19 protein-coding genes are annotated in these 25,919 nt (G+C 71.7%); 14 read left to right on the top strand and 5 right to left on the bottom strand.

Annotated features, from left to right (window positions below; translation table 11 throughout):
* The first annotated feature begins 176 nt into the window (after positions 1-176).
* From AB0N81_RS21855 to AB0N81_RS21845, 3 genes are read left to right on the top strand one after another with little or no spacing between them, the layout of a single operon-like run.
* Complete coding sequence (locus AB0N81_RS21855; protein ID WP_365360737.1) at positions 177-989, top strand: SAM-dependent methyltransferase; 813 nt, start codon at positions 177-179, stop codon at positions 987-989.
* Positions 986-3,133, top strand: a complete 2,148-nt coding sequence (locus AB0N81_RS21850) for an EAL domain-containing protein (RefSeq protein ID WP_365360735.1) — start codon at positions 986-988, stop codon at positions 3,131-3,133. The genes AB0N81_RS21855 and AB0N81_RS21850 overlap by 4 nt, the downstream gene beginning before the upstream one ends.
* A gap of 4 nt (positions 3,134-3,137) precedes the next feature.
* Entirely contained in the window at positions 3,138-3,920 is a 783-nt protein-coding gene (locus AB0N81_RS21845; RefSeq protein ID WP_365360733.1) for a VOC family protein, read from the top strand.
* Here AB0N81_RS21845 and AB0N81_RS21840 read toward each other — a convergent pair.
* Positions 3,900-6,731, bottom strand: a complete 2,832-nt coding sequence (locus tag AB0N81_RS21840) for a hypothetical protein (RefSeq protein ID WP_365360731.1) — start codon at positions 6,729-6,731, stop codon at positions 3,900-3,902. The genes AB0N81_RS21845 and AB0N81_RS21840 overlap by 21 nt on opposite strands.
* A gap of 64 nt (positions 6,732-6,795) precedes the next feature.
* Positions 6,796-7,671 (bottom strand): LysR substrate-binding domain-containing protein, encoded by an 876-nt coding sequence (locus AB0N81_RS21835; protein WP_365360729.1) that lies wholly within the window; start codon positions 7,669-7,671, stop codon positions 6,796-6,798.
* Between the two features lie 95 nt (positions 7,672-7,766).
* On the opposite strand from AB0N81_RS21835, the gene AB0N81_RS21830 reads away from it, so the two are divergent.
* The 4 genes from AB0N81_RS21830 to AB0N81_RS21815 all read left to right on the top strand — a co-directional run bounded on the left by AB0N81_RS21830 (position 7,767) and on the right by AB0N81_RS21815 (position 12,785).
* The gene (locus tag AB0N81_RS21830) at positions 7,767-8,474 is read left to right on the top strand and encodes a succinate dehydrogenase (protein ID WP_365360727.1); all 708 of its coding nucleotides are present in this window, start codon (positions 7,767-7,769) and stop codon (positions 8,472-8,474) included.
* A 3-nt stretch (positions 8,475-8,477) separates the two neighbouring features.
* Positions 8,478-10,436, top strand: a complete 1,959-nt coding sequence (locus AB0N81_RS21825; RefSeq protein ID WP_365360725.1) for a fumarate reductase/succinate dehydrogenase flavoprotein subunit — start codon at positions 8,478-8,480, stop codon at positions 10,434-10,436.
* Positions 10,433-11,179: a succinate dehydrogenase/fumarate reductase iron-sulfur subunit gene (locus tag AB0N81_RS21820; RefSeq protein WP_365360723.1), complete on the top strand. Its 747-nt coding sequence runs from the start codon at positions 10,433-10,435 to the stop codon at positions 11,177-11,179. The genes AB0N81_RS21825 and AB0N81_RS21820 overlap by 4 nt, the downstream gene beginning before the upstream one ends.
* A 91-nt stretch (positions 11,180-11,270) precedes the next feature.
* Complete coding sequence (locus tag AB0N81_RS21815) at positions 11,271-12,785, top strand: acyl-CoA synthetase (protein ID WP_365360721.1); 1,515 nt, start codon at positions 11,271-11,273, stop codon at positions 12,783-12,785.
* Here AB0N81_RS21815 and AB0N81_RS21810 read toward each other — a convergent pair.
* The 3 genes from AB0N81_RS21810 to hppD all read right to left on the bottom strand — a co-directional run bounded on the left by AB0N81_RS21810 (position 12,770) and on the right by hppD (position 17,697).
* Entirely contained in the window at positions 12,770-15,112 is a 2,343-nt protein-coding gene (locus tag AB0N81_RS21810) for an excinuclease ABC subunit UvrA (protein WP_365360719.1), read from the bottom strand. The two genes, AB0N81_RS21815 and AB0N81_RS21810, sit on opposite strands and share 16 nt — an antisense overlap.
* Before the next feature lie 271 nt (positions 15,113-15,383).
* Entirely contained in the window at positions 15,384-16,505 is a 1,122-nt protein-coding gene (locus tag AB0N81_RS21805) for an alpha-hydroxy acid oxidase (RefSeq protein WP_365360717.1), read from the bottom strand.
* Positions 16,486-17,697: a 4-hydroxyphenylpyruvate dioxygenase gene (hppD, locus tag AB0N81_RS21800; protein WP_365360715.1), complete on the bottom strand. Its 1,212-nt coding sequence runs from the start codon at positions 17,695-17,697 to the stop codon at positions 16,486-16,488. The genes AB0N81_RS21805 and hppD overlap by 20 nt, the downstream gene beginning before the upstream one ends.
* A gap of 216 nt (positions 17,698-17,913) precedes the next feature.
* Between hppD and AB0N81_RS21795 the strand changes: the two genes are divergently transcribed.
* The 7 genes from AB0N81_RS21795 (at position 17,914) to AB0N81_RS21765 (ending at position 25,889) form a co-directional block, all read left to right on the top strand.
* A complete protein-coding gene (locus tag AB0N81_RS21795) occupies positions 17,914-19,041 on the top strand; it encodes a prephenate dehydrogenase (RefSeq protein WP_365360713.1) in 1,128 nt (375 codons plus the stop codon).
* A gap of 170 nt (positions 19,042-19,211) precedes the next feature.
* Positions 19,212-21,524 (top strand): aminotransferase class I/II-fold pyridoxal phosphate-dependent enzyme, encoded by a 2,313-nt coding sequence (locus tag AB0N81_RS21790; protein ID WP_365360711.1) that lies wholly within the window; start codon positions 19,212-19,214, stop codon positions 21,522-21,524.
* A gap of 96 nt (positions 21,525-21,620) precedes the next feature.
* On the top strand, positions 21,621-22,718 hold the full coding sequence (gene dpgA / locus AB0N81_RS21785) for a 3,5-dihydroxyphenylacetyl-CoA synthase DpgA (protein ID WP_365360709.1): 1,098 nt from the start codon (positions 21,621-21,623) through the stop codon (positions 22,716-22,718).
* Between the two features lie 14 nt (positions 22,719-22,732).
* Entirely contained in the window at positions 22,733-23,398 is a 666-nt protein-coding gene (gene dpgB / locus AB0N81_RS21780) for an enoyl-CoA-hydratase DpgB (RefSeq protein ID WP_365360707.1), read from the top strand.
* A gap of 92 nt (positions 23,399-23,490) precedes the next feature.
* Positions 23,491-24,741 (top strand): (3,5-dihydroxyphenyl)acetyl-CoA 1,2-dioxygenase DpgC, encoded by a 1,251-nt coding sequence (gene dpgC / locus AB0N81_RS21775; RefSeq protein ID WP_365361080.1) that lies wholly within the window; start codon positions 23,491-23,493, stop codon positions 24,739-24,741.
* A 12-nt stretch (positions 24,742-24,753) separates the two neighbouring features.
* A complete protein-coding gene (locus tag AB0N81_RS21770; protein WP_365360705.1) occupies positions 24,754-25,563 on the top strand; it encodes an alpha/beta hydrolase in 810 nt (269 codons plus the stop codon).
* Between the two features lie 101 nt (positions 25,564-25,664).
* Positions 25,665-25,889: an MbtH family protein gene (locus AB0N81_RS21765; RefSeq protein WP_365360703.1), complete on the top strand. Its 225-nt coding sequence runs from the start codon at positions 25,665-25,667 to the stop codon at positions 25,887-25,889.
* The last annotated feature ends 30 nt before the right edge of the window (positions 25,890-25,919 follow it).

Genomic DNA, 25,919 nt, shown 5'->3' with positions numbered 1-25,919 from the left:
CATATCACAAGGAGGGGGCGGGCCGGTGGCATGTGTGGGATACGGCACTTGCCAAAGGCAGTGACCGAGAACGGACGACCAATTTCCGTTTTGACTCGCTCCCTTGGCGGACGATCAGTAGCCTCACCCTCGAACAACGGATCGCCTGTGCCACCCCCCAACGCCTTGGAGTCTTGATGGAGCGTCCCGCCTGGGCACCGCTCGGCATCGACATCTCGATGCCCAGCGTGTCCCGCATCTACGACTACTACCTGGGCGGCTCGCACAACTTCGAGGTGGACCGGGAAGCGGCCCGCAAGGCGATGGAGTTCATGCCGGGGCTCCCGAAGATCATGCAGGCGAACCGTGCCTTCATGCGGCGCGCGGTGCGGCACGCCGTCGCCAGGGGCGTGACCCAGTTCCTCGACATCGGCTCCGGAATCCCGACGTTCGGCAACGTCCACGAGGTGGCGCAGCAGGCCGACCCCGGGGCGCGGGTCGTGTACGTGGACCACGACCCGGTCGCCGTCGCGCACGGCCGGAGCGTGCTCGAGGGCACCGAAGGGACCGCCGCCGTCGCCGGGGACCTGCGCAAGCCCCGGGACATTCTGGGCAGTTCGGAAGTCACCGCGGTCCTGGACATGGACCGGCCCGTGGCTGTTCTCCTCCTCGCCGTCCTGCACTTCGTGGAGGACGCGTACGATCCTTACGCCGCGGTCGCCGAACTGCGGGACGCGACCGCGTCCGGCAGCCTCGTCATCCTCAGCCACGCCTCGTACGAAGGGATCCCCGTTCCCCCCGAGCAGGCCGGCGGGACAGTCGGTGTATACAAGAACATCCGCAATCCACTGATCATGCGCTCGCGCGACGAGATCGCGCGGTTCTTCGAGGGATACGACATGGTGGAACCCGGCCTGGTGCCGATGCCGCACTGGCGGCCCGACACCGCGCCCGAGGAGGAGGATCCGTATTCCTTCTCGGGATTCGCGGGCGTGGGACGGAAGCGTTGAGCGGCGAGCAGGACGGACCCGAAGGAAGACTTCGCAGGTTCGCCACCATCTGGAGCCGCGCGATCTTCCCCGTGACGGCCACCTCACTGACCCGTCCCGAGTTCGAGCAGCAACTGGTGCCCCTCGCCAGGCGGTTGAACAACGCACTGCGGGAACGCGTATTCGACGCGGCGGAGAGCCAGGCCGTCGGCGCCGCGCTCATCGGCACCCACTGCACCGACCCCGAGGCGCTCAGCCGCACGCTCGACTGCGTCGACGCCTACCTGGTCCTGTACTGCGGCGGCGAAGGCCCCCGGGAAGAGCTGCTGGCCCGCTCCGCGCGCATCCAGCACGCGATGGCCGCGGGCTTCGCGCAGGCGCTGCGGGAGCGGACCCTCGCCGAGCAGGAGGCGATCTCCCGCGCCGCCCTGAGCGCGCGCAGCGCCGTCGCCGAGGCCCTGCACGCCAGCGAGGCGCGCTTCCGCGCCGTCTTCCACGGTGCCGCGATCGGCATCGGGATCGCCGACCTCGACGGCACGGTCCTCGAGGTCAACGACGCGCTGATCCGCATGTTCGGCGGCCTGGAGCACCAGCTCCGCGGCCGCAACGTGGGGGAGTGGACGCACCCCGACGACTCGCCGCACGTCTGGAAGCTGTACGAGGAACTCGTACGCGGCGAGCGCGAGCACTACCGCGTGGAGAAGGCCTTCTACCGCCCCGACGGCACGGTCCTGTGGACCAACCTGACCGTGTCGCTGCTGCGCGACGCGGACGGTGCCCCGCAGTACCAGCTGGCGCTGATGGAGGACACCACCGAGCGACGTCTGCTCAACCTCCGCCTGCGGTACGAGGCCACCCACGACGCGCTCACCGGCCTGCCGAACCGCACCCTGTTCTTCGAGCGCCTGGAGAAGGCCCTCGCGGCGGGCGCGGGCGCCCGCTTCGGACTCTGCTACCTCGACCTCGACGGCTTCAAGACCGTCAACGACAGCCTCGGGCACGCGGCCGGGGACCGGCTGCTCGTCGAGGTCGCCGACCGGCTCCAGTCCTGCGCGACCGCCCCCGGCGAGATGGTGGCCCGGCTCGGCGGCGACGAGTTCGTGGCGCTCACCACGGGACCCGACACCGAGACCGAGGCGGACGAGCTCGCCGGGCGCATCATGAACGCGCTCGCCGCCCCCATCCGCGTCGACGGACGCGAGCTGACCGTACGCGGCAGCATCGGCATCGTGGAGGGCCCCGCGGGCGAGCGCGGCGCCGCGGAGGTCCTGCGCAGCGCCGACATCACGATGTACCGCGCCAAGTCCGCGGGCGGCAACCGCTACGAGCTCGCCGACCCCGAGGCCGACGCCCGCGCCATCACCCGGCACGGCCTGACCACCGCGCTGCCCGCCGCCCTGGAGCGCGGCGAGTTCTTCATCGAGTACCAGCCGCTCGTGCACCTCGCCGACGGCAGCGTGCGCGGCGCCGAGGCACTGGTGCGCTGGCTGCACCCGCAGCACGGTGTCATCGGCCCGGACCGCTTCATCCCGCTCGCCGAGCACACGGGCCTGATCGTGCCGCTCGGGCGCTGGGTCCTGGCCGAGTCCGTACGCCAGGCACGCCTGTGGGAGGCGCGGACCCTGGACGGGGTGGCCGTCGCGGGACCGCTGCGGGTCAACGTGAACCTCTCGCCCATGCAGCTGAACCACCCCGGCCTGGTCTCCGACACGGTCGACATCCTGGAGCGCGAGGGCCTGGAGCCGGGCGCGCTCTGCCTCGAGGTCACCGAGTCCGCTCTGATAGGAGCCGACGACGACCTGCTCAAGCCGCTGCGCAGGCTCGCCGAGATGGGCGTGGACATCGCGCTCGACGACTTCGGCACGGGCTACTCCAACCTCGCGAACCTGCGCCGCCTGCCGGTGAGTGTGCTCAAGCTCGACCGCTCCTTCACCCAGGGCATGCAGCACTTCCCCGCCGACCCCGTCGACCTGAAGATCGTCGAGGGCATCGTCGCGCTCGCCCACAGCCTCGACCTCGCGGTCACCGTCGAGGGCGTGGAGACGGGAGCGCAGGCGGACCAGCTGCGCGAGCTCGGCTGCGACACGGCGCAGGGCTGGTACTACGCCCGGCCCGGCCCGCCCGACCGGCTGCACGAGCTGGCCCTCGCCGACGCGACGGGCTGAGCCGGTGATTCGTTGGGCGTACGCCTTCATCGACAGGCCGCGCGACGGCTTCTCCCGTGCGTGCGCCTTCTGGACCGCCGTCACCGGCACGCACCTGTCGGAACTCCGGGGCGCCGACGGCGAGTTCGCCACGCTGCTGCCCCACGCGCCCGCCCACGCACCCGCCCACGCCCCCGCCGACGCGTTCGTGAAGGCGCAGGCAGTGGACGGGCCCGGTGGCGCGCACCTCGACCTCGCGGTGGACGATCTCGCTGCCACGGCGCGTGAGGCCCGCGGCCTCGGTGCCGCCGCGGTGTACGCGGAGGAGGGCCTCGAGGTCCTGCGCTCGCCGGGCGGTCAGCTGTTCTGCGTCGTCCCCTGGGCCGGCGAGACGTCCCGGCCCGCGCCGGTCGCGGCGCCAGGCGGCGCCACCAGCCGCCTGGACCAGGTGTGCCTGGACGTGACCCCGGATTCGTACGACAGGGAAGTCGCCTTCTGGGCGGCGCTCACCGGGTGGGATTCCCGTGCGAGCGCCCTCGCCGAATTCCACCGCGTGCAGCCGCCCCCGGACCTCCCGGTCCGCCTCCTGCTGCAGCGCCTCGGCCCGGACGGACGCACCGGGGCACACCTCGACCTGGCCTGCTCGGACCCGGACGCGGTGCGCGCCTGGCACGAGAGCCACGGCGCGGCCTTCGTGTCCCGCGGCGCGAACTGGCTCGTGATGCGCGACCCGGCGGGCGGCACGTACTGCCTGACGGGCCGTGACCCGGAGACGGGCACACCGCCGTCACGGGGGAGCGCCGGGTGAGGTGGACGAAGAAGGCGACGAAGAGGGGCTCGGCGTCTCGACGGGAGCCGTGACGTCGTTGGCCCAGGCGGTCGCGAGGACGGTGACCGCGGCGGCGATCGCGGCCACGAGGACGGCGCTGAGCGGGGTCGCGAGCGAGGACAGCCGGCGGAAGTTGCGAATGTGACCCCAGAGGAGATCCGCCCTGCGCACGAGGCGGATCTCCCAGTACAGGCCCAGGCCGAGGGCCATGACGGCGGTCTGGGAGAGCAGCAGGAACACGGACAGGGCGGTCGACTCGCCCGGCACCTGAAGCTTCGGGACGAGCAGCAGGAGCTGCACCGCCGACATCACCCCCCACAGCCAACCCGCTTTCACGACCGGGCTGTTGCCGCGCAGCCACGCGTACAGATACCCGTACGTGAAACCGTGCGCGAGCCATACGCAGGTGGGCCCGCCGGCGACGGTGACGACTTCGAGGACGCCGCTGTATCCGTGGGCCTGCAAGGCGGTCCAGATGGTCCAGGGCGCGGTGAGCAGGGCGGTGGCGGCCGTCGCCGCGACGCCGTTGACCCAGGCGGTGCGGCCCGCCGAACCGCCGAGCGCGTCGGCCCGCAGGCGCGTCGTCTCGCGGTTCGCGTCCGAGGCCGTGGGCTGCTTGAGGCTCTGCCACGTGTCGTCCCAGGTGTTCGCGGGCAGCGAGGTGTCGGCGAGCGTCGCCCGTGATGACGTGAGGAAGCGGTGCCGGCCCTCCGCGAAGAGCAGGGCGCGGGCCAGCGCGGACACCAGGCGGGTGTGGGCGGCTCCGGTGTACGCGTGCCGTCGTGCCGCTGCCTCGGCGTGCCCGCGCGGCAGCAGCAGGGCCCCGCCGCCCCAGGCCGTGGCGAGGGCGGCAGCGGTGGTCCAGTACGGCAGCCAGCTCTCGGGGGCGCCGATCACGGTGCTGCATGCGGCGAGCACGAGCAGGAGGACGCAGCTCGCCCGTGCGCTGTGGTGCCAACGGCGCGGTGCTGTACCGGTGTTGTTCAGGTGGAGCAGCAGCAGGGCCACGGCGGCCAGCCAGATCAGCTGGAGGGCGGGAGCCATGGTGCTGATGCCGATGATCAGCTGTTCCCCTGGACTCTGCCCCGTCAACTGTATGAACAGGCCCGCGGTCGGCGGGGATTCGGCGTAAGGGAACTCGTGAAGCGGCGTCCACCAGGGCAGCAGCGCGGTGATGAGCAGGAGGCCGAGGGCCGTTCTGCGTCGGCGGGAGGCGGGCACGAGTGCGGAGAGCGGCTCCGACAGCACGAGCAACGCCGCGATCCATGGGGTGAGCAGCAGGAAGACGGCCGGCCAACTGGCCACCAGGGCGGCCCGGGTCAGCGTCAGGTCGTCCCCGGCGACTGCCTGCCACAGATCGCGGGGCACGGCCTGGAGCACGACGGCCGACGCCACCCCCGCCCAGGCCGCGGCGGCGACCGGCACGGCCCAGGCGCGCAGGCCCGGCCACCAGGGTTGCAGCCGCAGGAGCCCCAGGGTGGCCAGCGAGGCCACCGAGGCGGACACGAGGCAGTGGCCGACGGGTCCCAGCCAGTCGGGGCCGCCCATGATGCAGAACAGCAGGACGAGAGCCGGTGCCGGAGCGGCCACGGCGAGCGTGGGCAAGACGGGCGGTGGTCCCGAGGTGCGCAGGCGGTGGCCGACGGCGGTGGCCACGACCGGAAGCGCGAACAGCAGGATCCCGAGCAGCACGCCCTGGGTCCGGACCTCGATGGGCAACACTTGCGAGGCCAGTTCGGTGCTCGCGAAAACAGTGGAGCCCGACATCCAGCCGAGCACGCTCCAGTTCGGCTGGTAGAGGTCCCACAGCAACGCGCCGGTGGCCGCGGCCACCAGGCCGCCGACGCCCAGGGCGACGGCGCGCGGGCGGTACGCCGCACCGGACGTGCCGGTCGGCCGGCGGAGCAACGCGGCGCAGGCGCCCGCCGTGGTGAGGAACAGGGCGAGCAGCGAGACCATGGCCAGGTGCCGCGACGCGGTGGCGGCCGGTTCATTCACCGGTGCCGCCTCCTCCGCCGGGTCTTCCATGAGGAGCGCGGCGGTCACGTCATCGATGCCGCGTTTCTCGGTGAGGTGGAAGCGGACCGATCGAGCGGTCTGCCCCTCCGGCCGCCCTCGCGCCCGCAGGCCCCATCCCCGGGGGACGTCCATGCTCCAGGTCCAGCGGCCGGGCAGGCGGGGCACCACACCCTCGTCGCCGTCCGGTGCCCGTAGGCCGAGAAGGAAGTTGAGCGATGTGTCCTGAGTCGTGACGGAGTGCTCGGCGGTCACTGTGACGCGGCTGCCTCTGGTGGGCTGGCTCACGGTGCACCAGGCGGGAAACCGTGCCGTATCTGCCGCCTCCAGCTCGACGGCATCTCCCACGTCTCCGGCCGTCTGGGCGGTGACGTAACCACCCGGCAGGACATAGACGACCTCGGAGATAAGACCGGGGTCGGCCCTGAGCTTGCCGATCAGTGGGTCGTCGGAGCGCAGGCTCAGACGGTAGCTGAACGTCACGCGCCGGACGTCGGCCGAGCCGGTGCGGCGGACGCTGACGGCGATGTCCCCGGCGCTGTCCGACCCGGGCAGCACCTCGGCCACGTCCTGCGGGCCGAGCGGGAACAGCGGTTCGGCAACGGGACCCGGCCGGAGCGTGGTGAGGTCGTGCTCCTCCGCCGTGACCTGCAGCCGCGCCGCCTCCCCCCACCGGTCCATGCCCCACGCCGCGCAACCGACGACGACCGCGCACAGCAGCACCACAGAAACGGCCTTCGCCGCTGCTCCGGCCGCACCCCGCACAGTCGGCATGGGCGGCGCCCCCTCCCCCTACCGGGAGAGCCACTGTAGAACCGCCCCGGCCCCACCGGGACCCTCAGCGTTGCAGCAGCATCCGCTGGAGTTCGCGTGCCGCCCGCGGCGGTGCCACGTCGCTGCGGTGGGCCAGGGCGATCGTGCGGTGCAGGCTCGGGCGGGCCAGGGGAGTCATCCGCAGGCCCGAGCCGGACCGCTCCGCGACCATGCGCGGCACGACCGCCACCCCGAGCCCCGCCCGCACGAACCCGAGCACCGCGTCCATCTCGCCGCCCTCCACCGCGAACTCGGGCTCGAATCCTTCGGCGCGGCACGCGGTGACGGTGAGTTCTCGCAGGTCGTAGCCGTGCCGGAACATCACGAGGCGTTCCCCTTGGAGGTCCGCGATGCGTACCGATCCGCTCGGCCGGCGCCAGTCCGGCGACGACACCACGACCAGGTCCTCGCGGAGCAGCTCCACGGTCGTCAGGGCGGGTGACGGCGACGGCAGGGGGAGGACCACCAGGGCCAGGTCCAGGGCTCCGCGAGCCAGTTCGCGTACGAGATCGTGGGAGCCGCCCTCCTCGATGAGGAGCTGGATGCCGGGGTGGCGGTCGTGGAAGGCGCGGAGCACGTCCGGCAGCAGGCCCGTGCACACGCTCGGTGTCGCGCCGAGGCGGATGCGGCCGCGGCGCAGCTGGGCCAGTTCCTGCACCTCGATGCGGGCGGTGTCCGCGTCGGCGAGGATGCGGCGGGCCAGCGGGAGCAGGGCCTCGCCCGCGTCGGTGAGGGTGATGTTGCCGCGCGCCCGGCTGAAGAGTTCGGCGCCCAGCTCCTTCTCCAGGGCCCGGATCTGCTGCGAGAGCGAGGGCTGGGAGACATGGACCTCCTCCGCCGCCCGCGTGAAGTGCCGTGTCTCGGCGACCGCGACGAAGTAGTGCAGCTGCTGGAATTGCATAGCCGCACCATACGACGGGCGATAGAGAGAGACTATCGATATGAGCTGAACCATCTGTTGGACCGATCGGGGCCTTCGGCCGTAGCGTCTCTGACATGGCTCTGGCAACGCGGACGGACAAACGGCCGTCCATGACCCGCACGCTGTGGGACTCCACCATCGGCAAGAAGACCGTGATGGCGGTGAGCGGCCTGATCATGCTGCTCTACCTGGTCCTGCACATGTTCGCGAACCTGAAGATCTTCTTCGGCCCCGCGGAGATCAACGAGTACGCGCACTGGCTCCGCACCCTCGGCGAGCCCTTCACGCACTACGAGTGGACGCTCTGGCTGGTCCGCGCGGTGCTCGTCGTCGCGGTCGTCGCGCACGCCACCTCCGCGTACCAGCTGAGCCGCCGCGACATCAGGGCGCGCCCCACCCAGTACGTGCACAAGAAGCGCGAGGCGAGCTTCGCGACCCGCACCATGCGCTGGGGCGGCATCATCCTCGCGCTGTTCATCGTCTGGCACATCCTCGACCTGACGACCGGCACCGTGCACCCGGGGAACTACCAGCACCTGCACCCGTACCAGAACGTCATCGACACCTTCTCCACCTGGTACGGCAACGTCGTCTACATCGTCGCCGTGGTCGCCGTCGGCTTCCACGTGCGGCACGGACTGTGGAGCGCCGCACAGACCCTGGGCGTGGGCACCGCGACCCGCAACCGCGTCCTCAAGCCCCTCGCCAACGGCCTCGCCCTCGTGCTGACCGTGGGCTTCGTCTCCGTACCCGTGGCCGTCATGACCGGACTGGTGAGCTGACCCATGAATCACTCCAGTGAGTACTCCGCGTACACGACGGGAGAGCCGCTCGTCGACGCCAAGGCCCCCACCGGGCCGATCGCCGAGCGCTGGGACACCCGCCGCTTCGAGGCGAAGCTCGTCAACCCGGCCAACCGCCGCAAGCAGACCGTGATCGTCGTCGGCACCGGCCTGGCCGGCGGCTCCGCCGGGGCCACGCTCGCCGAACAGGGCTACCACGTCGTGCAGTTCTGCTACCAGGACTCCCCGCGCCGCGCCCACTCCATCGCCGCACAGGGCGGCATCAACGCCGCGAAGAACTACCGCAACGACGGCGACTCCATCCACCGCCTCTTCTACGACACCGTCAAGGGCGGCGACTTCCGCGCCCGCGAGTCCAACGTGCACCGCCTCGCACAGATCTCCGTCGAGATCATCGACCAGTGCGTCGCGCAGGGCGTGCCCTTCGCCCGCGAGTACGGCGGGCTCCTCGACACCCGCTCCTTCGGCGGCGTCCAGGTGTCCAGGACGTTCTACGCGCGCGGCCAGACGGGACAGCAACTCCTCCTCGGCGCGTATCAGGCGCTCAGCCGGCAGATCGCGGCCGGCAACGTGGAGATGCACCCCCGTACCGAGATGCTCGACGTCATCGTGGTCGACGGGCGGGCGCGGGGCATCGTCGCCCGCGACCTGATCACCGGCAAGATCGACACGTACTTCGCCGACGCCGTGGTCCTCGCCTCCGGCGGGTACGGCAACGTCTTCTACCTGTCGACGAACGCCATGAACTCCAACGCCACCGCCGTCTGGCGGGCCCACCGGCGCGGCGCGTACTTCGCCAACCCCTGCTTCACCCAGATCCACCCCACCTGCATCCCGCGCACCGGCGACCACCAGTCCAAGCTCACCCTGATGAGCGAGTCGCTGCGCAACGACGGCCGCATCTGGGTGCCGAAGGCGCGCGGTGACCAGCGGCCGCCGAACGAGATTCCCGAGGACGAGCGCGACTACTACCTGGAGCGTATCTACCCCTCCTTCGGCAACCTCGTGCCCCGCGACATCGCCTCGCGCGCCGCGAAGAACGTGTGCGACGAGGGCAGGGGAGTGGGCCCCGGCGGCCAGGGCGTCTACCTCGACTTCGCCGACGCCATCCGGCGGATGGGCAAGAAGAAGGTGGAGGAGAAGTACGGCAACCTCTTCGACATGTACGAGCGGATCACCGCGGAGAACCCGTACGAGGTGCCGATGCGGATCTACCCCGCCGTGCACTACACGATGGGCGGCCTCTGGGTCGACTACGACCTTCAGACCACCGTCCCCGGCCTCTTCGCGGTCGGCGAGGCCAACTTCTCCGACCACGGCGCCAACCGGCTCGGCGCCAGCGCCCTCATGCAGGGCCTCGCCGACGGCTACTTCGTGCTGCCGTCCACCATCAACGACTACCTCGCACGCAACCCGCACAAGGACGAGGTGGACGACGCCCATCCCGTCGTCCAGGAAGTGCTCGCCGAGACCGAGGACCGCCTCAACCTGCTCCTGTCCGTCGACGGCGACCGCACCCCCGACTCCTTCCACCGCGAACTCGGCGAAGTCATGTGGGAGTTCTGCGGCATGGCCCGCACGGAGACGGGACTGCGCAAGGCCCTGGACCGCATCCCGCAGATCCGCGAGGAGTTCTGGCGCCGCATCAAGGTCCCCGGCACCGGCGAGGAGTTCAACCAGTCCCTGGAGAAGGCCAACCGCATCGTCGACTACCTGGAGCTCGCCGAGCTGATGTGCCTCGACGCCCTGCACCGCGCCGAGTCGTGCGGCGGCCACTTCCGCGAGGAGTCCCAGACCCCCGACGGCGAGGCCGCCCGCCGCGACGAGGAGTTCTCGTACGCCGCCGCCTGGGAGTTCACCGCCACCGGCGACGCCCCCGTCCTTCATAAAGAAGACCTCGTCTTCGAGTACGTCCACCCCACTCAGCGGAGCTACGCATGAAGCTCACCCTGCGCGTCTGGCGCCAGAAGAACGCCGACGCCGACGGCGCGATGTCCACGTACGAAGTGGACGGCATCTCCTCCGACATGTCCTTCCTGGAGATGCTCGACACCCTCAACGAAGAGCTCATCGTCAAGGGTGACGACCCCGTCGCCTTCGACCACGACTGCCGCGAGGGAATCTGCGGCGCCTGCTCGCTCGTCATCAACGGCGACGCGCACGGCCCCGAGCGCACCACCACCTGCCAGCTCCACATGCGGTCCTTCGAGGACGGCGACACGATCGACATCGAGCCCTGGCGCGCCGCGGCCTTCCCGGTCGTCAAGGACCTGGTGGTGGACCGCTCCGCCTTCGACCGCATCATCCAGTCCGGCGGCTACATCAGCGCCCCGACCGGCGCCGCACCCGAGGCGCACGCGGCCCCGGTGCCGAAGCCGGACGCGGACTTCGCCTTCGAACACGCGGAGTGCATCGGCTGCGGGGCGTGCGTGGCCGCCTGCCCCAACGGGTCGGCCATGCTCTTCACCTCGGCCAAGGTCAACCACCTCAACGTCCTGCCGCAGGGCGCGCCCGAGCGCGAGACCCGGGTGCTCGACATGGTCGCGCAGATGGACGAGGAGGGCTTCGGGGGCTGCACGCTCACCGGCGAGTGCGCCACGGCCTGCCCCAAGGGGATCCCCTTGCCCTCCATCGCGGCCATGAACAAGGAGTGGCTGCGGGCCACCCGGAAGGTGAGCCGGTAGCTCCGGCGGTGGGGCCGGGTGGGACCTGCGGGTCCGATGTGGCCGGTCGCGCAGTTCCCCGCGCCCCTGAGGGACGCGTACCTTGCGCCCTATGTATCCGGGAGCGTACGACCCCGCCAGGACGGCCGTCGTCACCGCCGACGGCGCACGGACCCTCACCTACGGACAACTCGAAGAACGCTCCCTGCGGCTCGCGGATCATCTGCGGGCCGCGGGGCTGCGTCGGGGCGATCACCTCGCCCTGCTCTGCGACAACGACCCGCGCGCCATGGAGGTCTACTGGGCGGCCATGCGCTCCGGGCTTTATCTCACCGCCGTCAACCACCACTTGAGGGCGGACGAGGCCGCCTACGTCGTGCGTGACTGCGGCGCGGGCGCCCTGATCGTCTCGGGCTCGCTCGGCGAACTGGGCGTGCGGGTGACGGAGTTGGCGTGCGGGCCGCCGCTCGTGCTCGGCCTGGACGACGGGACGTACGAGAAGGCGCTGGCCGGCGCCTCCGCCGTACCGCCCGACCGGCAGCCGCTCGGCACCGACATGCTGTACTCCTCCGGTACCACGGGCCGTCCGAAGGGCGTCGAACCGAAGCTCCCCGAAGGGGACGTGCGGGAACAGCCCACCACGTACACCGTCGTCTTCCAGGCGATGTACGGATTCGGCGAGGACACCGTCTACCTCTGCCCCGCACCCATCTACCACGCGGCGCCCCTGCGCTTCTGCGGTGTGGTGACCGCGCTCGGCGGCACCGTCGTGCTGATGGAGTCCTTCGAAGCCGAGGCGGCTCTCGCGGCCGTGCAACGCCACCGGGTGACGCACAGCCAATGGGTGCCGACCATGTTCGTCCGCATGCTGAAGCTGCCCGCCCAGGTGCGTGAGCGCTACGACCTGTCGTCGATGAAGGTCGCCATCCACGCCGCCGCGCCCTGCCCCGTCGAGGTCAAACGGCGGATGATGGACTGGTGGGGGCCCGTCCTGTACGAGTACTACTCGTCGACGGAGGGCAACGGCATCACCTTCATCTCGCCGGAGGAGTGGCTGCGCAAGCCCGGTTCGGTCGGCCGCGACGGGTTCCTCGGGACCCTGCGGATCTGTGACGGGACGGGGCGCGTCCTGCCGCCCGGCGAGACCGGGACGGTCTACTTCGAGCGCGACGAACCGTCCTTCAGCTACCACGGCGACGAGGCCCGCACCCGCGAGGCCCGGCACCCCGAGCACCCGAACTGGACGACCACCGGCGACATCGGGCACGTCGACGAGGACGGCTACCTCTTCCTCACCGACCGGAAGGCATTCATGATCATCTCGGGTGGTGTGAACGTCTACCCGCAGGAGGCCGAGGACGTGCTGGTGCTGCACCCCGCCGTCGCCGACGTCGCGGTCGTCGGTGTCCCCGACGCCGAGATGGGCGAGGCGGTCAAGGCGGTCGTGCAGGTGGAGCCGGGCGTCGAACCCGGCCCCCGCCTGGAGCGTGAGCTCATCGACTTCGCGCGGGAGCGCCTCGCGCACTACAAGGCCCCACGCTCCGTCGACTTCACCGAGACCCTGCCACGCACCCCCACCGGCAAACTGGCCAAGTCCCCTCTGCGCGACGCCTACCGCAACGCGTGACGGGCCAAGTAGGGCGCCGTGCGGCTGCCTTCGGCGCGTGACACCTCCGCCGGGGTGCCCGATGCAACGATCCGGCCGCCCCGGTCGCCGCCGCCCGGACCCAGGTCGATCACGTGGTCCGCGCCCGCCACCATCGCCATGTCGTGCTCGACGACGACCACCGAGTTGCCGCCGTCGACCAGTTCGTGCAGACGGCGCGCGAGGAGTTCGGCGTCGGCGGGGTGCAGGCCCGTCGTCGGCTCGTCCAGGAGGTAGAGCGTGTGTCCCCGCCGGACGCGCTGCAACTCACTGGCCAGCTTGATGCGCTGGGCCTCGCCGCCCGACAGCTCCGTGGCCGGCTGGCCGAGCCGCAGATAGCCGAGCCCGACGTCGAGGAGCGTGCGCAGGCTGCGTACGACGGACGGGGTGTCGGCGAAGAAGTCCGCGGCCGCCTCGACGGTCAGATCGAGCACCTCCGCGATGTTCCTGCCCTGGTACGTCACTTCGAGCGTCTCGGAGTTGTAGCGGGCGCCCGCACAGTCGGGGCACGGCGCGTAGGTGCTCGGCAGGAAGAGCAGCTCGACGCTGACGAACCCCTCGCCCTGACAGGTCTCGCACCGGCCGCCCGCCACGTTGAAGGAGAAGCGGCCGACGCCGTAACCCCGCTCCTTCGCCGTACCGGTGGCCGCGAAGACCTTGCGCACGACGTCGAACAGGCCGGTGTAGGTGGCGAGGTTGGAGCGGGGCGTGCGCCCGATCGGCTTCTGGTCGACACAGACGAGCCTGCCGACCCCCGGCAGGTCCTCGGTGATCTCGCCGACGAGCGTGGACTTGCCCGAGCCCGACACGCCCGTGACCGCCGTGAAAGCGCCGAGAGGGATCTCCGCGGTCACCTCGCGCAGGTTGTGCCGGGTGACCGGGCCCACCTTCAACCAGCCCTGGGGGTCCCGCACTTCACGTACCGGAGCGGGAGCCTCGTCGAAGAGGAAGCGGGCCGTGGCCGACTCCTCGACACCGGCGAGGTCCGCCGGCGGGCCGCTGTGCAGCACCCGCCCGCCGTGCTCGCCCGCCCGCGGGCCGACGTCGACGAGCCAGTCCGCGTGCCGGACGACATCGAGGTGGTGCTCCACGACGAAGACGGAGTTGCCGGCCTCCTTGAGCCGGTCGAGGACCGTCAACAGGGCCTCCGTGTCCGCCGGATGGAGGCCCGCGGACGGCTCGTCCAGGACGTACACCACGCCGAAGAGACCGGAGCGCAGCTGGGTCGCGAGGCGCAGGCGCTGGAGCTCGCCCGCGGAGAGGGTGGGCGTGGCGCGGTCCGGGCTGAGGTAACCGAGACCGAGCTCGGTCACGGTCGCGATGCGGGCGAGCAGGTCCTCGGTCAGGACGCGCGCCGTCTGTGACGCATCGGCCGCGCTCTCCAGGGCCTCGGCGAGTTCGGAGAGCGGCAGCGCGGCGAGCTCGGCGATCGTGCGGCCCCCGAACGTCACCGCCATCGCCTCGGGCCGCAGCCTGCTCCCGCCGCACGCCGGGCACGGCGCGCTCGCCAGGAACCGCTCGGCCTTGGCACGCAGCGTCTGGCTCTTGGAGTCCGAGAACGTCTTCATCACATAGCGGCGTGCGCTCATGTACGTGCCCTGGTACGGACGGTGGATGCGGCCCGCCTCCCGCACCGGGTGCACGGTCACGACCGGCTGCTCGTCCGTGAACAGGATCCAGTCGCGGTCCTGCTGCGGCAGCTCGCGCCAGGGGCGGTCCACGTCGTGGCCGAGGGCGTCCAGCACGTCCCGGAGGTTCTTGCCCTGCCAGGCGCCGGGCCATGCGGCGACAGCACCCTCGCGGATGGACAGCGAGGGGTCGGGGACCAGCAGTTCCTCGGTGGTGCGGTGGACACGGCCCAGGCCGTGGCACTCGGGGCACGCACCGGCCGCCGTGTTGGGCGAGAAGGCGTCCGAGTCGAGCCGCTCGGCACCCTCCGGGTAGCGGCCCGCGCGTGAGAACAGCATGCGCAGGGAGTTGGAGAGCGTGGTGACCGTGCCGACGGAGGAGCGGGAGGTCGGCGCCGAGCGGCGCTGCTGGAGCGAGACGGCGGGCGGCAGCCCGGTGATCTCACCGACCTTCGGGGCGCCCACCTGGTGGATCAGCCGCCGGGCGTACGGAGCGACCGACTCGAAGTAGCGCCGCTGGGCCTCGGCGTAGATCGTGCCGAACGCCAGCGAGGACTTCCCCGAGCCCGAGACGCCCGTGAAGACCGCGAGGACGTCACGCGGGATGTCCACGTCGACGCCCTGGAGGTTGTGCTCCCGGGCACCCCGGACGCGTACGAACGGATCATGGGGGCTGTGCATGGGCGGGGCTCCGTACGCGGCTCGGGGGCAAACCCCACAATTCTAGGCCGCGGGCGAACGCGCGAGCCGGTAGGGGTGAATAGGGGGTGTCGCGGGGCGTCATCGGGGCAAGCGGCTGCTCACGCCCCTGCCCATAGGGGTGCCAAGGTGCTCAATGCGCGGAGAAACATCGATGCTCAATGCGCGGAGAATTGGACGCCGAGCACGGTGAATGGGCCGCCGATTCGGCGGGCCTCGGCATAAAATTCCATGTGATACGAGCGCTGCGGATTCACCACTGCCGACGGACCGCGCGCAATTCACGGGCGGCGGCCACGTCCGCGCAGCCCGCGAGCCCCAGCGCGTCCCGGAACTCCTCCGCGAGCAGTTCGAGGACCCGCCGCACCCCGTCCTCGCCGGCCACGGCAAGACCCCAGAGCGGCGGTCGCCCGACGAGGACGCCGGACGCCCCGAGAGCCAGCGCCCTGAGCATGTCCGTGCCGCCGCGGACACCGCTGTCCAGCAGCACCTCGCACCGGCCGGCCACCGCCGCCACCACATCGGGGAGCGCGTCGGCGCTCGGGACGGCGCCGTCCAGCTGACGGCCCCCGTGGTTCGAGACCACCACGGCGTCGACCCCGCACTCGGCGGCCCGCACCGCGTCCTCGGCCGCCAGGACGCCCTTCAGCACCAGCGGCAGCCGGGTCCGCTCCCGCAGCTCGGCCACCGACGACCACGTCAGTGCCGGCGAGAACGCGGCCCGGGTGTGCGCGGCCACCGCGGAGGCGGCGCCGTAGGGGAGCCGGTGGGCCGTGGAAGGGCCCGCCGCGAGGTGGGCGGCGCGCACGTGGTCCGGCAGCGTGAACCGGTTGCGCACGTCGCGCAGGCGGCGGCCCATCCATGGCACGTCGACCGTCAGCATGACCGCTTCCGCGCCGGCGTCCTCGGCCCGGCGGACCAGGTCGAGGGAGCGTCCCGGCTCCCGCAGCCAGTACAGCTGGAACCAGACGGCCCCGCCGGCCGCGATGAGCCGCTCCACCGGGACGCTGCTGAGCGTGCTCACGGTGAACGGCACGCCGGCCGCCTTCGCCGCGCGGGCGGCGGCCAGCTCTCCCTCCGGGTGCACCAGCCGCTGGTAGGCGACCGGCGCGACCGCGAGCGGCAGCCGAGCAGGACGACCGACCAGGGTGGTCTCCGTCGTGCACCGCGACACGTCACGAAGGACGCGCGGCACGACGAACACCCGGTCCAGGGCGGCACGGTTGGCGTCGAGCGTCACCTCCGCGCCACTGCCGCCGCCCACGAAGTCGCGGACGGCGGCGGGCAGAACGGTCGCGGCGGCGCGCTCGACGTCGGCCAGGCAGTGGAGGTCGGCCGGCCGCGGAACACCCGCGTCAGCGCTGGTCGAAGCCACGCTGTTTCGTCCGCTCCAACTCCACCGCTTCGTAGAGCGCCTTGATGTTGGCGCTGCCGAAGGTCGCGGCTCCCTGACGTTCGATGACCTCGAAGAACAGGGTCTTCCGCGGATGGGTGGAGGCGGTGAAGATCTGGAAGAGCCGGCCGTCGTGGTCCTCGTCCGCGAGCACGTTCGTCGAGCGCAGATCGGCCAGTCGCTCCTCGCCCAGATCGACGCGCCGCCCGAGCAGTTCGTAGTACGACGACGGGGTGCGCAGGAAGGCGACGCCGCGCTTGGAGAGGGCCCGCACCGAGTGGACCGCGTCCCGCGTCGAGAACGCCAGGTGCTGGACTCCCGCGCCCTGGTGGCCCTTGACGAACTCGTCGATCTGGCCCGTGGCGGCCGAGGTGTCGGGTTCGATGAGGGTCAGGGTCACGGTGCCCGACCGGCTCTGCACGACCTTCGACTCCATGGCCTGGGTGCCGACGACGATGTGCTCCTCGAAGACGAAACGGAAGCCCAGGGCGTCCCGGTAGTAGGCGACCATGTCGTCCAGGTCGCCCGCGGGCAGGCACACCGCGACGTGGTCGAGCTCCAACAGGCCGATGGCGGCGGTGTCATCGGAGGGCTGACCCCCGGCACGGGCCTCCCTGGCACGGGCCTCCCCGGCACGAGCCTCCCCGCCTCGGACGGCCGGAACCTCCACCTCCACCGGCACATAGCCGTCGGGCAGCCCGGGGCCTTCCCCCGGGGCGCGCCGGACAAGTGTGTGGGCCAGGTCCCCGAAGCCGCGGAGCGCCGCGCTGACGGCGGGGCGGTCGTCGGTGCGGGGCGCCGGGTACCGGTGGGCCAGGGCGCCGCGCGCCAGCGCCGCGTGGAAGGCCACTTCCGGGTCGGCGGTGCGCAGCGCGATGTCCGCGATGCCGTCCCCGTGGGCCATCACGTACGCGGAAGCGGGGTGCAGTTCGGACGTCGCCTGGGTCAGGACGAGCGTGATCTGCCCGTGGCGCACCGCGAGTCCGCGGTGTCCGGCGGAGGCGCTGGTGCCGACCACGGTGAAGGCGTACCGGTCGGTCCAGTGGGCGGCCGCCGCGTCCAGGTCCTCGACGTACATCTCCACGTAGTCGAGGGAGAGATCCGCGAGCGGATCGGTTGGTTCTGCTGATCGCGCTGATTCCGCTGATTCCGGTGCTTCGGATAAATCCCTCATGAGTGTCTCCAGATCCGGAGAGAAATGAGCTGCTGGGACTCTACGAGCACGGTCGCGAATCTGGCCAACGGGCGATATGGACGGCGGACTTCGGTGCATAAAATCGGCGGTCGTCCCGCTTTCGGTTCATGTTCGGGGCGGCGCGTGTCCCGGTTCGTGTTCCGGATTGTCTTTCGGTTCTCGACGGATGGCCTATTGGACGGGTGATGAATTGTGATGCGCACCATGGCCGTCATCGGCACAGGCCTGATCGGCACCTCGGTGGCGCTGGCCGTGAGCGGGCGGGGCGTGACGGTGTTCCTGTCGGACCGTGATCCCGCGGCCGCCCGGACGGCGGCCGCCCTCGGCGCCGGAATCGCGGGAGCGCCGACCGAACCGGTGGACCTGGCCGTGATCGCCGTCCCGCCCAGCCAGGTGGGCGCCGTACTCGCCGAGGCACAGGGGCGCCGCCTCGCCGACAGCTACACCGACGTGGCGTCCGTGAAGGCCGAGCCGGAGCGGGCCGCGTTGAGCCGAGCCCCCGACCCGCACCGCTACGTCGGAGGGCACCCGTTGGCGGGCCGGGAGCGCTCGGGCCCGCTCGCGGCCCGCGCCGACCTGTTCAAGGGGCGCAACTGGGTGCTTACCCCGTCCCCGCTGACCTCGGACGAGACCTTCGACCGCGCCCTGGAACTGGTCGCCCTGTGCGATGCCGTCCCGGTCGTGATGCGCAGCCAGGACCACGACGCCGCCGTGGCCGTGACGTCCCACGTGCCCCATCTGATGGCCAGCCTCATGGCGGCCCGGCTGCGCGAGGGCCCGCCCGATCTGACCCGCCTCGCCGGGCAGGGCCTGCGCGACGCCACCCGGATCGCGGGCGGCGACTCCGGGCTCTGGGGCGACATCCTCCAGGCCAACGCCCCGGCGATCGCCGGTGTCCTGAAGGACCTGCACATGGACCTCTCGCGCCTCGTGCCGGCACTGGACGCGCTCGCCAGGCCCGGCGGGCAGGAGCGGGACCACGGCATGCGGACGCTGGTGGACCTGCTCGACCGGGGCATCTCCGGCCTCGCGGAGATCCCCGGCGCCCGCCACGGGGCTTCGCCGGAGGACATCCGCGTACGGGTCGCCGTGCCGGACCGCCCCGGCGAACTGGCGCGGGTCCTCGCCGCCGTCGCGGACCTCGGGGTCGCCGCGGAGGACGCCACTGTGCAGGTAGGCGCGGAGGCGTCCGGTTTCGCCGTACGCTTCACCGTCCCGCCGCGCACCGCCGACCGGCTCGTGGCCGTGCTCGTCGCCGCGGGATGGGATGTCGTACGGGACGCGGCCGTCGCCGCGGCCCGACCCGGCCGTCGCCCCGCGTGACCGTCGGCCGTCGCCCCAGGTGACCGCCGACGCCATGTTCAACCGTGTCCGTGCCTGTCCAAGTGTGCGAATCGGCCGGTTGGACGGCGTTGTTGGACCGTCGAGAACCGTGTGACTCTGAGCGACGGATGACACTTTCCCGATAACTTCCGGACGCCTGGGGGAAATCCATGCCGGGACCGACGGCCGACGGCTCCGAACATTCCGCCGCGAACCGCGCGGCGTTCGACCGCAGGGGCCTACGACAGGGCGGACACGGCGCACACGGCGGACACGGCGGCCAGGGTGGCCTGGGCGGGCAGCGCGGGCAGCGCGGGCAGCGAGGCCAGGGCCGGTCCGGAAACCCCGGGCCGCCCGACACCACCGTGAAGATCCTCGGCCGTGTCTGGTCGGCGCCCCTGGTCGTCGGCCCGCTCTGCGCACCGGCGCGGCCCGGCGGCGAGCTCGCCGTGGTCCGGGCCGCGAGTACCGCCCAACTCACCGCCGTGGTCGGCGCCTTCGCGGAACGCACCTTCGGCGAGCTCGCCTCGGCCACCGACGTGCCGCCATGGCTGCGCACTTACGCCTTCCGGGACCGCGACATGGGACGACAGCTCGCCGCGCGGGCCGAGGAGGCCGGTTTCGGGGCCGTGGTCATCGCCCTGGGCAGCCGCGACGACGTCGGGCTCAGGAAGGTCGCCGCCCCCGCCAACCTCACGCGGCAGGGACCGTTGAGCGACGTCCGGGCCCTCCTCGACGCCCACGCCGACTGGGCCGACGTGACCGCGCTGCGCGCCGCGACCACCCTGCCGCTGCTGGTGGCCGGCGTGCGCACCCCGTCCGACGCGCTCCGCGCCGTGGACAGCGGCGCCGACGGCATCGTCGTCACCTCCCTCGACGCGCTCCCCGCGATCGCGGAGACCGTGGCGGGCCGCTGCCCCGTCCTGCTGAGCGGCGGAGTCCGGAGCGGCGCCGACATCGTCACGTCGGTCGCCTCGGGCGCCGACGCGGTGTTCGCGGGCCGCCCCGTCCTCGACGGGCTGCGGGCCGGCGGGCGCGCGGGCGTGGCGGAGGCGCTGGACGGCCTCGTCCGTGAGCTGGCGGAGGCGATGACGTTCACCGGCACGGCCACGGTCGCGGACATCGGCCCCGGCGTGGTCCGCACCGGACCGCGCACGGCCGGCACGACGCAGCCCGCGGCCGCCCGGCCGCTGCGGAAGGCCGAACTGCACGCCAGCGTGTCCGACCCGGTCCTGGACACGATGACCTTCCTCAACGAGATCACCTCCCGCTACCCGGAGGCGATCTCCTTCGCGCCGGGGCGCCCCTACGACGGCTTCTTCGACACCGAGCAGATCTTCACCCATCTGCGCCGCTACCTGAACCACCTGGAGGAGCAGGGGTGTTCACCGCAGCAGGTGCGCACCGCCATGTACCAGTACGGTCCCACCGCCGGCCAGATCCGCGAGATCATCGCCGACTCGTTGCGCGCCGACGAGAACATCGACGTGCCGGCCGAGTCCATCGTGGTGACCGTCGGCGCGCAGGAGGCCATGCTCCTCGTCCTGCGCGCCCTGATCACCGGACCCGACGACGTGCTCCTGGTCTCCAGCCCCTGTTACGTGGGCATCACCGGCGCGGCCCGCCTCCTGGACATCGCCGTGACTCCCGTGGAGGAACAGGAGGACGGCATCTCCTGCGCGGACCTGGAGGCGGCCATCAGGAACGAGCGGGCCCGTGGGCGCCGGCCCCGCGCCTTCTACGTCGTCCCCGACCACTCCAACCCGTCGGGGACCACCATGGGGCCGCAGGCGCGGGCCGAACTCCTCCAACTGGCGGCGCGGCACGGCATCCTCATCCTGGAGGACAGCCCCTACCGCCTGGTCAGCCCCGGCCCGCCGCTGCCCACCCTGAAGTCCCAGGACCGCGCGCACTCGGTCGTCCACCTGGGCTCCTTCTCCAAGACCGTGTTCCCCGGCGCCCGCGTCGGCTTCGTCGTCGCCGACCAGCCCGTCGTCGACGACTCCGGGCACACGGGCCTCCTCGCCGACGAACTCGCCAAGATCAAGAGCATGGTGACGGTCAACACCTCGTCGCTCAGCCAGGCTGCCGTCGCGGGCACGCTCCTCGCCGCGGGCGGCCGGGTCTCGGAGCTGAACGCGGCGGCGTCCGCGTACTACGGAGACGCCATGCGGGCCACGCTCAGGGAGCTCGGCCGGCACCTGCCCCTGGAGCGGCGGGAGGCCCTCGGCGTGCGGTGGAACGAACCCACCGGCGGGTTCTTCCTCACCCTGCGGGTGCCCTTCCGCGCGGACAACGCCGCGCTGATCCGCTCGGCACAGGACTTCGGCGTCATCTGGACGCCGATGAGCTACTTCCATCCCGGCGGCGGGGGCCTGCACGGCATCCGCCTGTCGACCAGCTACCTCACACCCGCCCAGATCGGGGAGGGCATCGCACGGCTCGTGCGGTTCATCGAGGCGGAGAGCGCCCGCACCGCCTGACCCCGCCACGGCACCAGGAAGGAACAGGACAGTGACCGGCACCGAATCCATGCGGCACCTGCGCAGCAAACCACGAATGTGGGGGTGGACCTTCCGATGACCACTGACGTGGCCCCGACCACTGACAGGGCTCTGAGGCCCGGCACGACTCCCACCACCGGCATCGTCGGAGTGGGCACGGCCGTCACCGCCGCGTCCTACTCGCAGCAGGAGGTGCTGGACGCCTTCGGGATCACCGATCCCAAAGTGCGCTCGGTCTTCCTCAACAGCGCTATCGAGCGGCGCAACCTCGCCCTCCCTCCAGAGGACGCCCAGGGCGTCCGCGCCCCCGAGTCGCAGGGCGACCTCCTCGACAAGCACAAGGCGCTGGCCCTAGAGATGGGCGGCGAGGCCCTGCGCGCCTGCCTGAAGAACGCGGGGGCCGAACTCACCGACCTGCGCCACCTGTGCTGCGTGACCTCCACCGGGCTGCTCACGCCCGGCATCAGCGCCCTGCTGATCCGCGAACTGGGCATCGACCGCCACTGCGGCAGGACCGACATCGTCGGCATGGGCTGCAACGCGGGACTCAACGCCCTGGGCGTGGTGTCCGGCTGGTCCGCGGCACACCCCGGCGAACTCGCCGTCGTGCTCTGCGTGGAGGCGTGCTCCGCCGCGTACACGGTGGACTCGACGATGCGGACCGCGGTCGTGAACAGCCTGTTCGGCGACGGCGCCGCGGCGGTCGCGGTGCGCACTGGCCCGGGCGGCGAGGGACCGGCCGTGCTGAAGTTCGCGAGCTGCGTCATCCCCGAAGCGGTCGACGCCATGCGCTACGACTGGGACCGCGCCCAGGGCAGGTTCAGCTTCTTCCTCGACCCGCAGATCCCGTACGTCGTCGGCGCGCACGCCGAGTCGGTCGTCGACCGGCTGCTGTCGGACACCGGGCTGCGCAGGAGCGACATACGGCACTGGCTGGTGCACTCCGGGGGCAAGAAGGTGATCGACGCGGTCGTCGTCAACCTCGGACTGACCCGCCACGACGTCCGCCACACCGTCGGTGTGCTGCGCGACCACGGGAACGTGTCCAGCGGCTCGTTCCTGTTCTCGTACGAACGCCTCCTGGAGGAAGGCGTCGTCAGGGCCGGCGAATACGGAGTGCTCATGACCATGGGACCGGGTTCCACGATCGAGATGGCGCTGATCCGATGGTGAGGACGGAGGGGACCATGTACGCACTGGAGCTGGACGGGTCCGAACCCTTGTCGGCGACGGCGGTCAAGGCCGTCGGCGCCCTCTGTGACCGGACCGAGGACGGGGAAAGCCGTCCCGTGATCGCCCTGCACGTCACCGGCGCCCCGGCGGACGACTGGGCCGACGGCCTCGACGTCATGCTGGTCACCAAGTGGGAGCGTGCGCTGCGCCGCCTGGAACGGCTGCCCGCGGCCACGGTCGCGGTGGCCCGCGGCGACTGCGGCGGGACCGCGCTCGAAGCCTTCCTGGCCGCCGACATCCGCGTCGCGTCGCCGGACACCCGGCTGCTGCTCCCGCGCGATGCCACGGCCACCTGGCCGGGGATGGCCGGCTACCGCCTGGTGCGGCTCGCCGGCGTCGCCCGGATACGCAGGTCCGTACTGTTCGGGCGGACGATCGAGGCGGCCGAGGCACTGGCGCTCGGCATCGTCGACGAGCTGACCGACGATCCGGCGGCCGCGGTCGAGGTGGTGGGCCGGCTGATCGGCGGGCTGTCCGGCAAAGAGGTCGCGATCCGGCGGCAGTTGATGTTCGACGCGGCGACGACCGGTTTCGAGGACGCGCTCGGCGCGCACCTCGCGGCCTGCGACCGTGCCCTGCGCCGGACCACGGTCACCGGAGCGCGGGCGGAGACCTCGTGACGGCCACGCTGCCGGACCCGTCGGGCGTGCGGCCGCCCGGCCCCGCCGACGTGCGGGACGCCTGGGCCGGGTTCGCCGCCGCGTCCGGAGCCGTGGCCCGTGTCGACGACCTGGTGGCCGCCCTGCCTGGGCCGTCCGCCCGCACCCCCGAACAGCGCGCCCGGATCGCCGCGGCCAAGGACGCGGCGCGTGCGCTGCGGGCCGCCTTCCTCGGCACGTACGCGGACACCGTCTACGACCGACTGACCGCGGACCGGGCCGAGTTCCCCCGCATCGACGCACTCCTCACCGCCGCGGCCGTCGCGTTCCCGGGCCTGGTGCCCGACGAAACCCGGCTCGCGTCGGAGCGGAGCAGGCCGCAGGCGGACAAGGAGGGGGACGAGATCGACCAGGGCATCTTCCTGCGCTCCGTCCTCCGCTCCCCGTCCGCGGGCCCGCACCTGCTCGACGCGATGCTGCGCCCGACGCCCCGCGCCCTGGGGCTCCTCGCGGAGTTCACCCGTACCGGCGTGGTGGAGATGGAATCGGTGCGGGTGGAACGGCGCGACGACGGCGTGGCACGGCTGACCATGTGCCGGGACGACTGCCTGAACGCCGAGGACGTCCGTCAGGTCGACGACATGGAGACCGCCGTCGACCTCGCCCTGCTCGACCCGGCCGTCCGGGTCGGGCTGCTGCGCGGCGGGGAGATGCGCCACCCCCGCTACCGCGGCAGGCGCGTGTTCAGCGCGGGCATCAACCTCAAGAGCCTCAGCTCCGGCGACATCCCGCTGGTCGGCTTCCTGCTGCGGCGCGAACTCGGCTACCTCCACAAGCTCGTGCGCGGCGTGCGCGCCGACCGGCCGGGCCGGTGGCACTCGCCCCTCGTGGAGAAACCGTGGGTCGCCGCCGTCGACACATTCGCCATCGGGGGCGGCGCCCAGATCCTGCTGGTCTGCGACCACGTGCTCGCCGCGTCGGACGCCTACCTCAGCCTGCCCGCAGCGAAGGAGGGCATCATCCCCGGCGTCGCCAACTTCCGGCTCAGCAGGTACGCGGGGCCGCGCCTGTCACGGCAGATCATCCTGGAGGGCCGCAGGATCAGGGCGGCCGAACCCGACGCGCGGCTGCTGGTCGACGAGGTCGTGGAGCCGGAGGACATGGACGCCGCCGTCGAGTCGAGCCTCGCCCGCCTCGACGGCGACGCGGTGCTCGCCAACCGGCGCATGCTGAATCTCGCGGAGGAGCCGCCGGACGCGTTCCGCGCGTACCTGGCGGAGTTCGCTCTCCAGCAGGCTCTGCGCATATACGGCCAGGACGTCATCGACAAGGTCGGCCGCTTCGGTGCGACACCGCACGGCTGAGGAGACACCGCGATGCCCATCGCCCGGATCAACGGGACCCACCTCGGATACGACGAGTACGGCACCGGAGAGCCGGTCGTCATGGTCACCGGCACCGGTGCCCCCGGCCGGATGTGGCGCACCCACCAGGTGCCCGCCCTCACCGCCGCGGGCTACCAGGTGGTCACGCTCGACAACCGGGGGATACCGCCGAGCGATCCGTGCCCCGACGGGTTCACCCTCGTCGACATGGTGGCGGACGTCGCAGGGCTCATCGAGCACCTGGGTGAGGGCGCGTGCCGGGTCGTGGGGTACTCACTTGGCGCCATAGCGGTCCAGGAGCTGCTGCTTTCGCGGCCCGATCTCATACAGCAGGCCGTCCTGATGGCGACCAGCGGACGCACCGACGCCCTCACCGTCGCGATGACCGCCGCCGAGGTGGAGCTCAGCGACGGCGGAGGCAAACTCCCGCCGCGCTTCGCGGCGTACGTACAAGCCCTGCAGAACCTCTCGCCGCGCACGCTCAACGACGAGGAACGCCTGCGGGACTGGCTCGCCGTCTTCGAGATGTCGGCCGTGGACGCGTCGGGCGTGCGCGGTCAGCTCGGGCTCCAGCTCGTCCCTGACCGGCTGTCCGCGTACCGCCGCATCAGCAGGCCGTGTCTGGTCATCGGCTTCCAGGACGACCTGGTCATCCGCCCGCATCTGTCCCGCGAGGTCGCGCGGAGCATTCCCGGCAGTTCCTATACGGAGATACCGGGCTGCGGCCACTACGGATATCTGGAGAGGCCCGCCGCTGTGAATTCCGCGATCACCGGATTCTTCGCCGGCCGGCCCGCGTGAATTGGGCGCCGAACGGTGCAGCGACTGGACAACCTTGTCGGCCCCGAATCACCCCGCTAGCGTGAATCACGTCCTGCCGACGGAAATTGATCGGAGTGGTTATGCCGAACCCGTTCGACGACGAAAACGGCACCTTCCTTGTTCTCGTCAACGACGAGAACCAGCATTCGCTCTGGCCCGCCTTCGCCGAGGTGCCGGCCGGCTGGAAGACCGTGTTCGGAGAAGGCGCGCGCAAGGCCTGCCTGGACTACATCGAGGAGAACTGGACGGACATGCGTCCCAAGAGCCTCATCGACGAGATGGAGAAGTCCGAAGCCGCCGGCTAGGCGCGCCCCGACCGAAACGACAACGAAAAC

The sequence above is a fragment of the Streptomyces sp. NPDC093510 genome (assembly GCF_040683555.1).
GTDB lineage: Bacteria > Actinomycetota > Actinomycetes > Streptomycetales > Streptomycetaceae > Streptomyces.
Note: the sequence above shows the minus strand (reverse complement) of the source record. Positions and strands in the feature narration are given on the sequence as shown.

Excerpts from the sequence above, each read along its gene's own strand:
- AB0N81_RS21855 (WP_365360737.1), top strand. The coding sequence starts at position 177 with ATGGAGCGTCCCGCCTGGGCACCGCTCGGCATCGACATCTCGATGCCC.
- AB0N81_RS21840 (WP_365360731.1), bottom strand. The coding sequence starts at position 6,731 with ATGCCGACTGTGCGGGGTGCGGCCGGAGCAGCGGCGAAGGCCGTTTCT.
- AB0N81_RS21835 (WP_365360729.1), bottom strand. The coding sequence starts at position 7,671 with ATGCAATTCCAGCAGCTGCACTACTTCGTCGCGGTCGCCGAGACACGG.
- AB0N81_RS21830 (WP_365360727.1), top strand. The coding sequence starts at position 7,767 with ATGGCTCTGGCAACGCGGACGGACAAACGGCCGTCCATGACCCGCACG.
- AB0N81_RS21825 (WP_365360725.1), top strand. The coding sequence starts at position 8,478 with ATGAATCACTCCAGTGAGTACTCCGCGTACACGACGGGAGAGCCGCTC.
- AB0N81_RS21820 (WP_365360723.1), top strand. The coding sequence starts at position 10,433 with ATGAAGCTCACCCTGCGCGTCTGGCGCCAGAAGAACGCCGACGCCGAC.
- AB0N81_RS21815 (WP_365360721.1), top strand. The coding sequence starts at position 11,271 with ATGTATCCGGGAGCGTACGACCCCGCCAGGACGGCCGTCGTCACCGCC.
- AB0N81_RS21810 (WP_365360719.1), bottom strand. The coding sequence starts at position 15,112 with ATGCACAGCCCCCATGATCCGTTCGTACGCGTCCGGGGTGCCCGGGAG.
- hppD (WP_365360715.1), bottom strand. The coding sequence starts at position 17,697 with ATGAGGGATTTATCCGAAGCACCGGAATCAGCGGAATCAGCGCGATCA.
- AB0N81_RS21795 (WP_365360713.1), top strand. The coding sequence starts at position 17,914 with ATGCGCACCATGGCCGTCATCGGCACAGGCCTGATCGGCACCTCGGTG.
- AB0N81_RS21790 (WP_365360711.1), top strand. The coding sequence starts at position 19,212 with ATGCCGGGACCGACGGCCGACGGCTCCGAACATTCCGCCGCGAACCGC.
- dpgA (WP_365360709.1), top strand. The coding sequence starts at position 21,621 with ATGACCACTGACGTGGCCCCGACCACTGACAGGGCTCTGAGGCCCGGC.
- dpgB (WP_365360707.1), top strand. The coding sequence starts at position 22,733 with ATGTACGCACTGGAGCTGGACGGGTCCGAACCCTTGTCGGCGACGGCG.
- AB0N81_RS21770 (WP_365360705.1), top strand. The coding sequence starts at position 24,754 with ATGCCCATCGCCCGGATCAACGGGACCCACCTCGGATACGACGAGTAC.
- AB0N81_RS21765 (WP_365360703.1), top strand. The coding sequence starts at position 25,665 with ATGCCGAACCCGTTCGACGACGAAAACGGCACCTTCCTTGTTCTCGTC.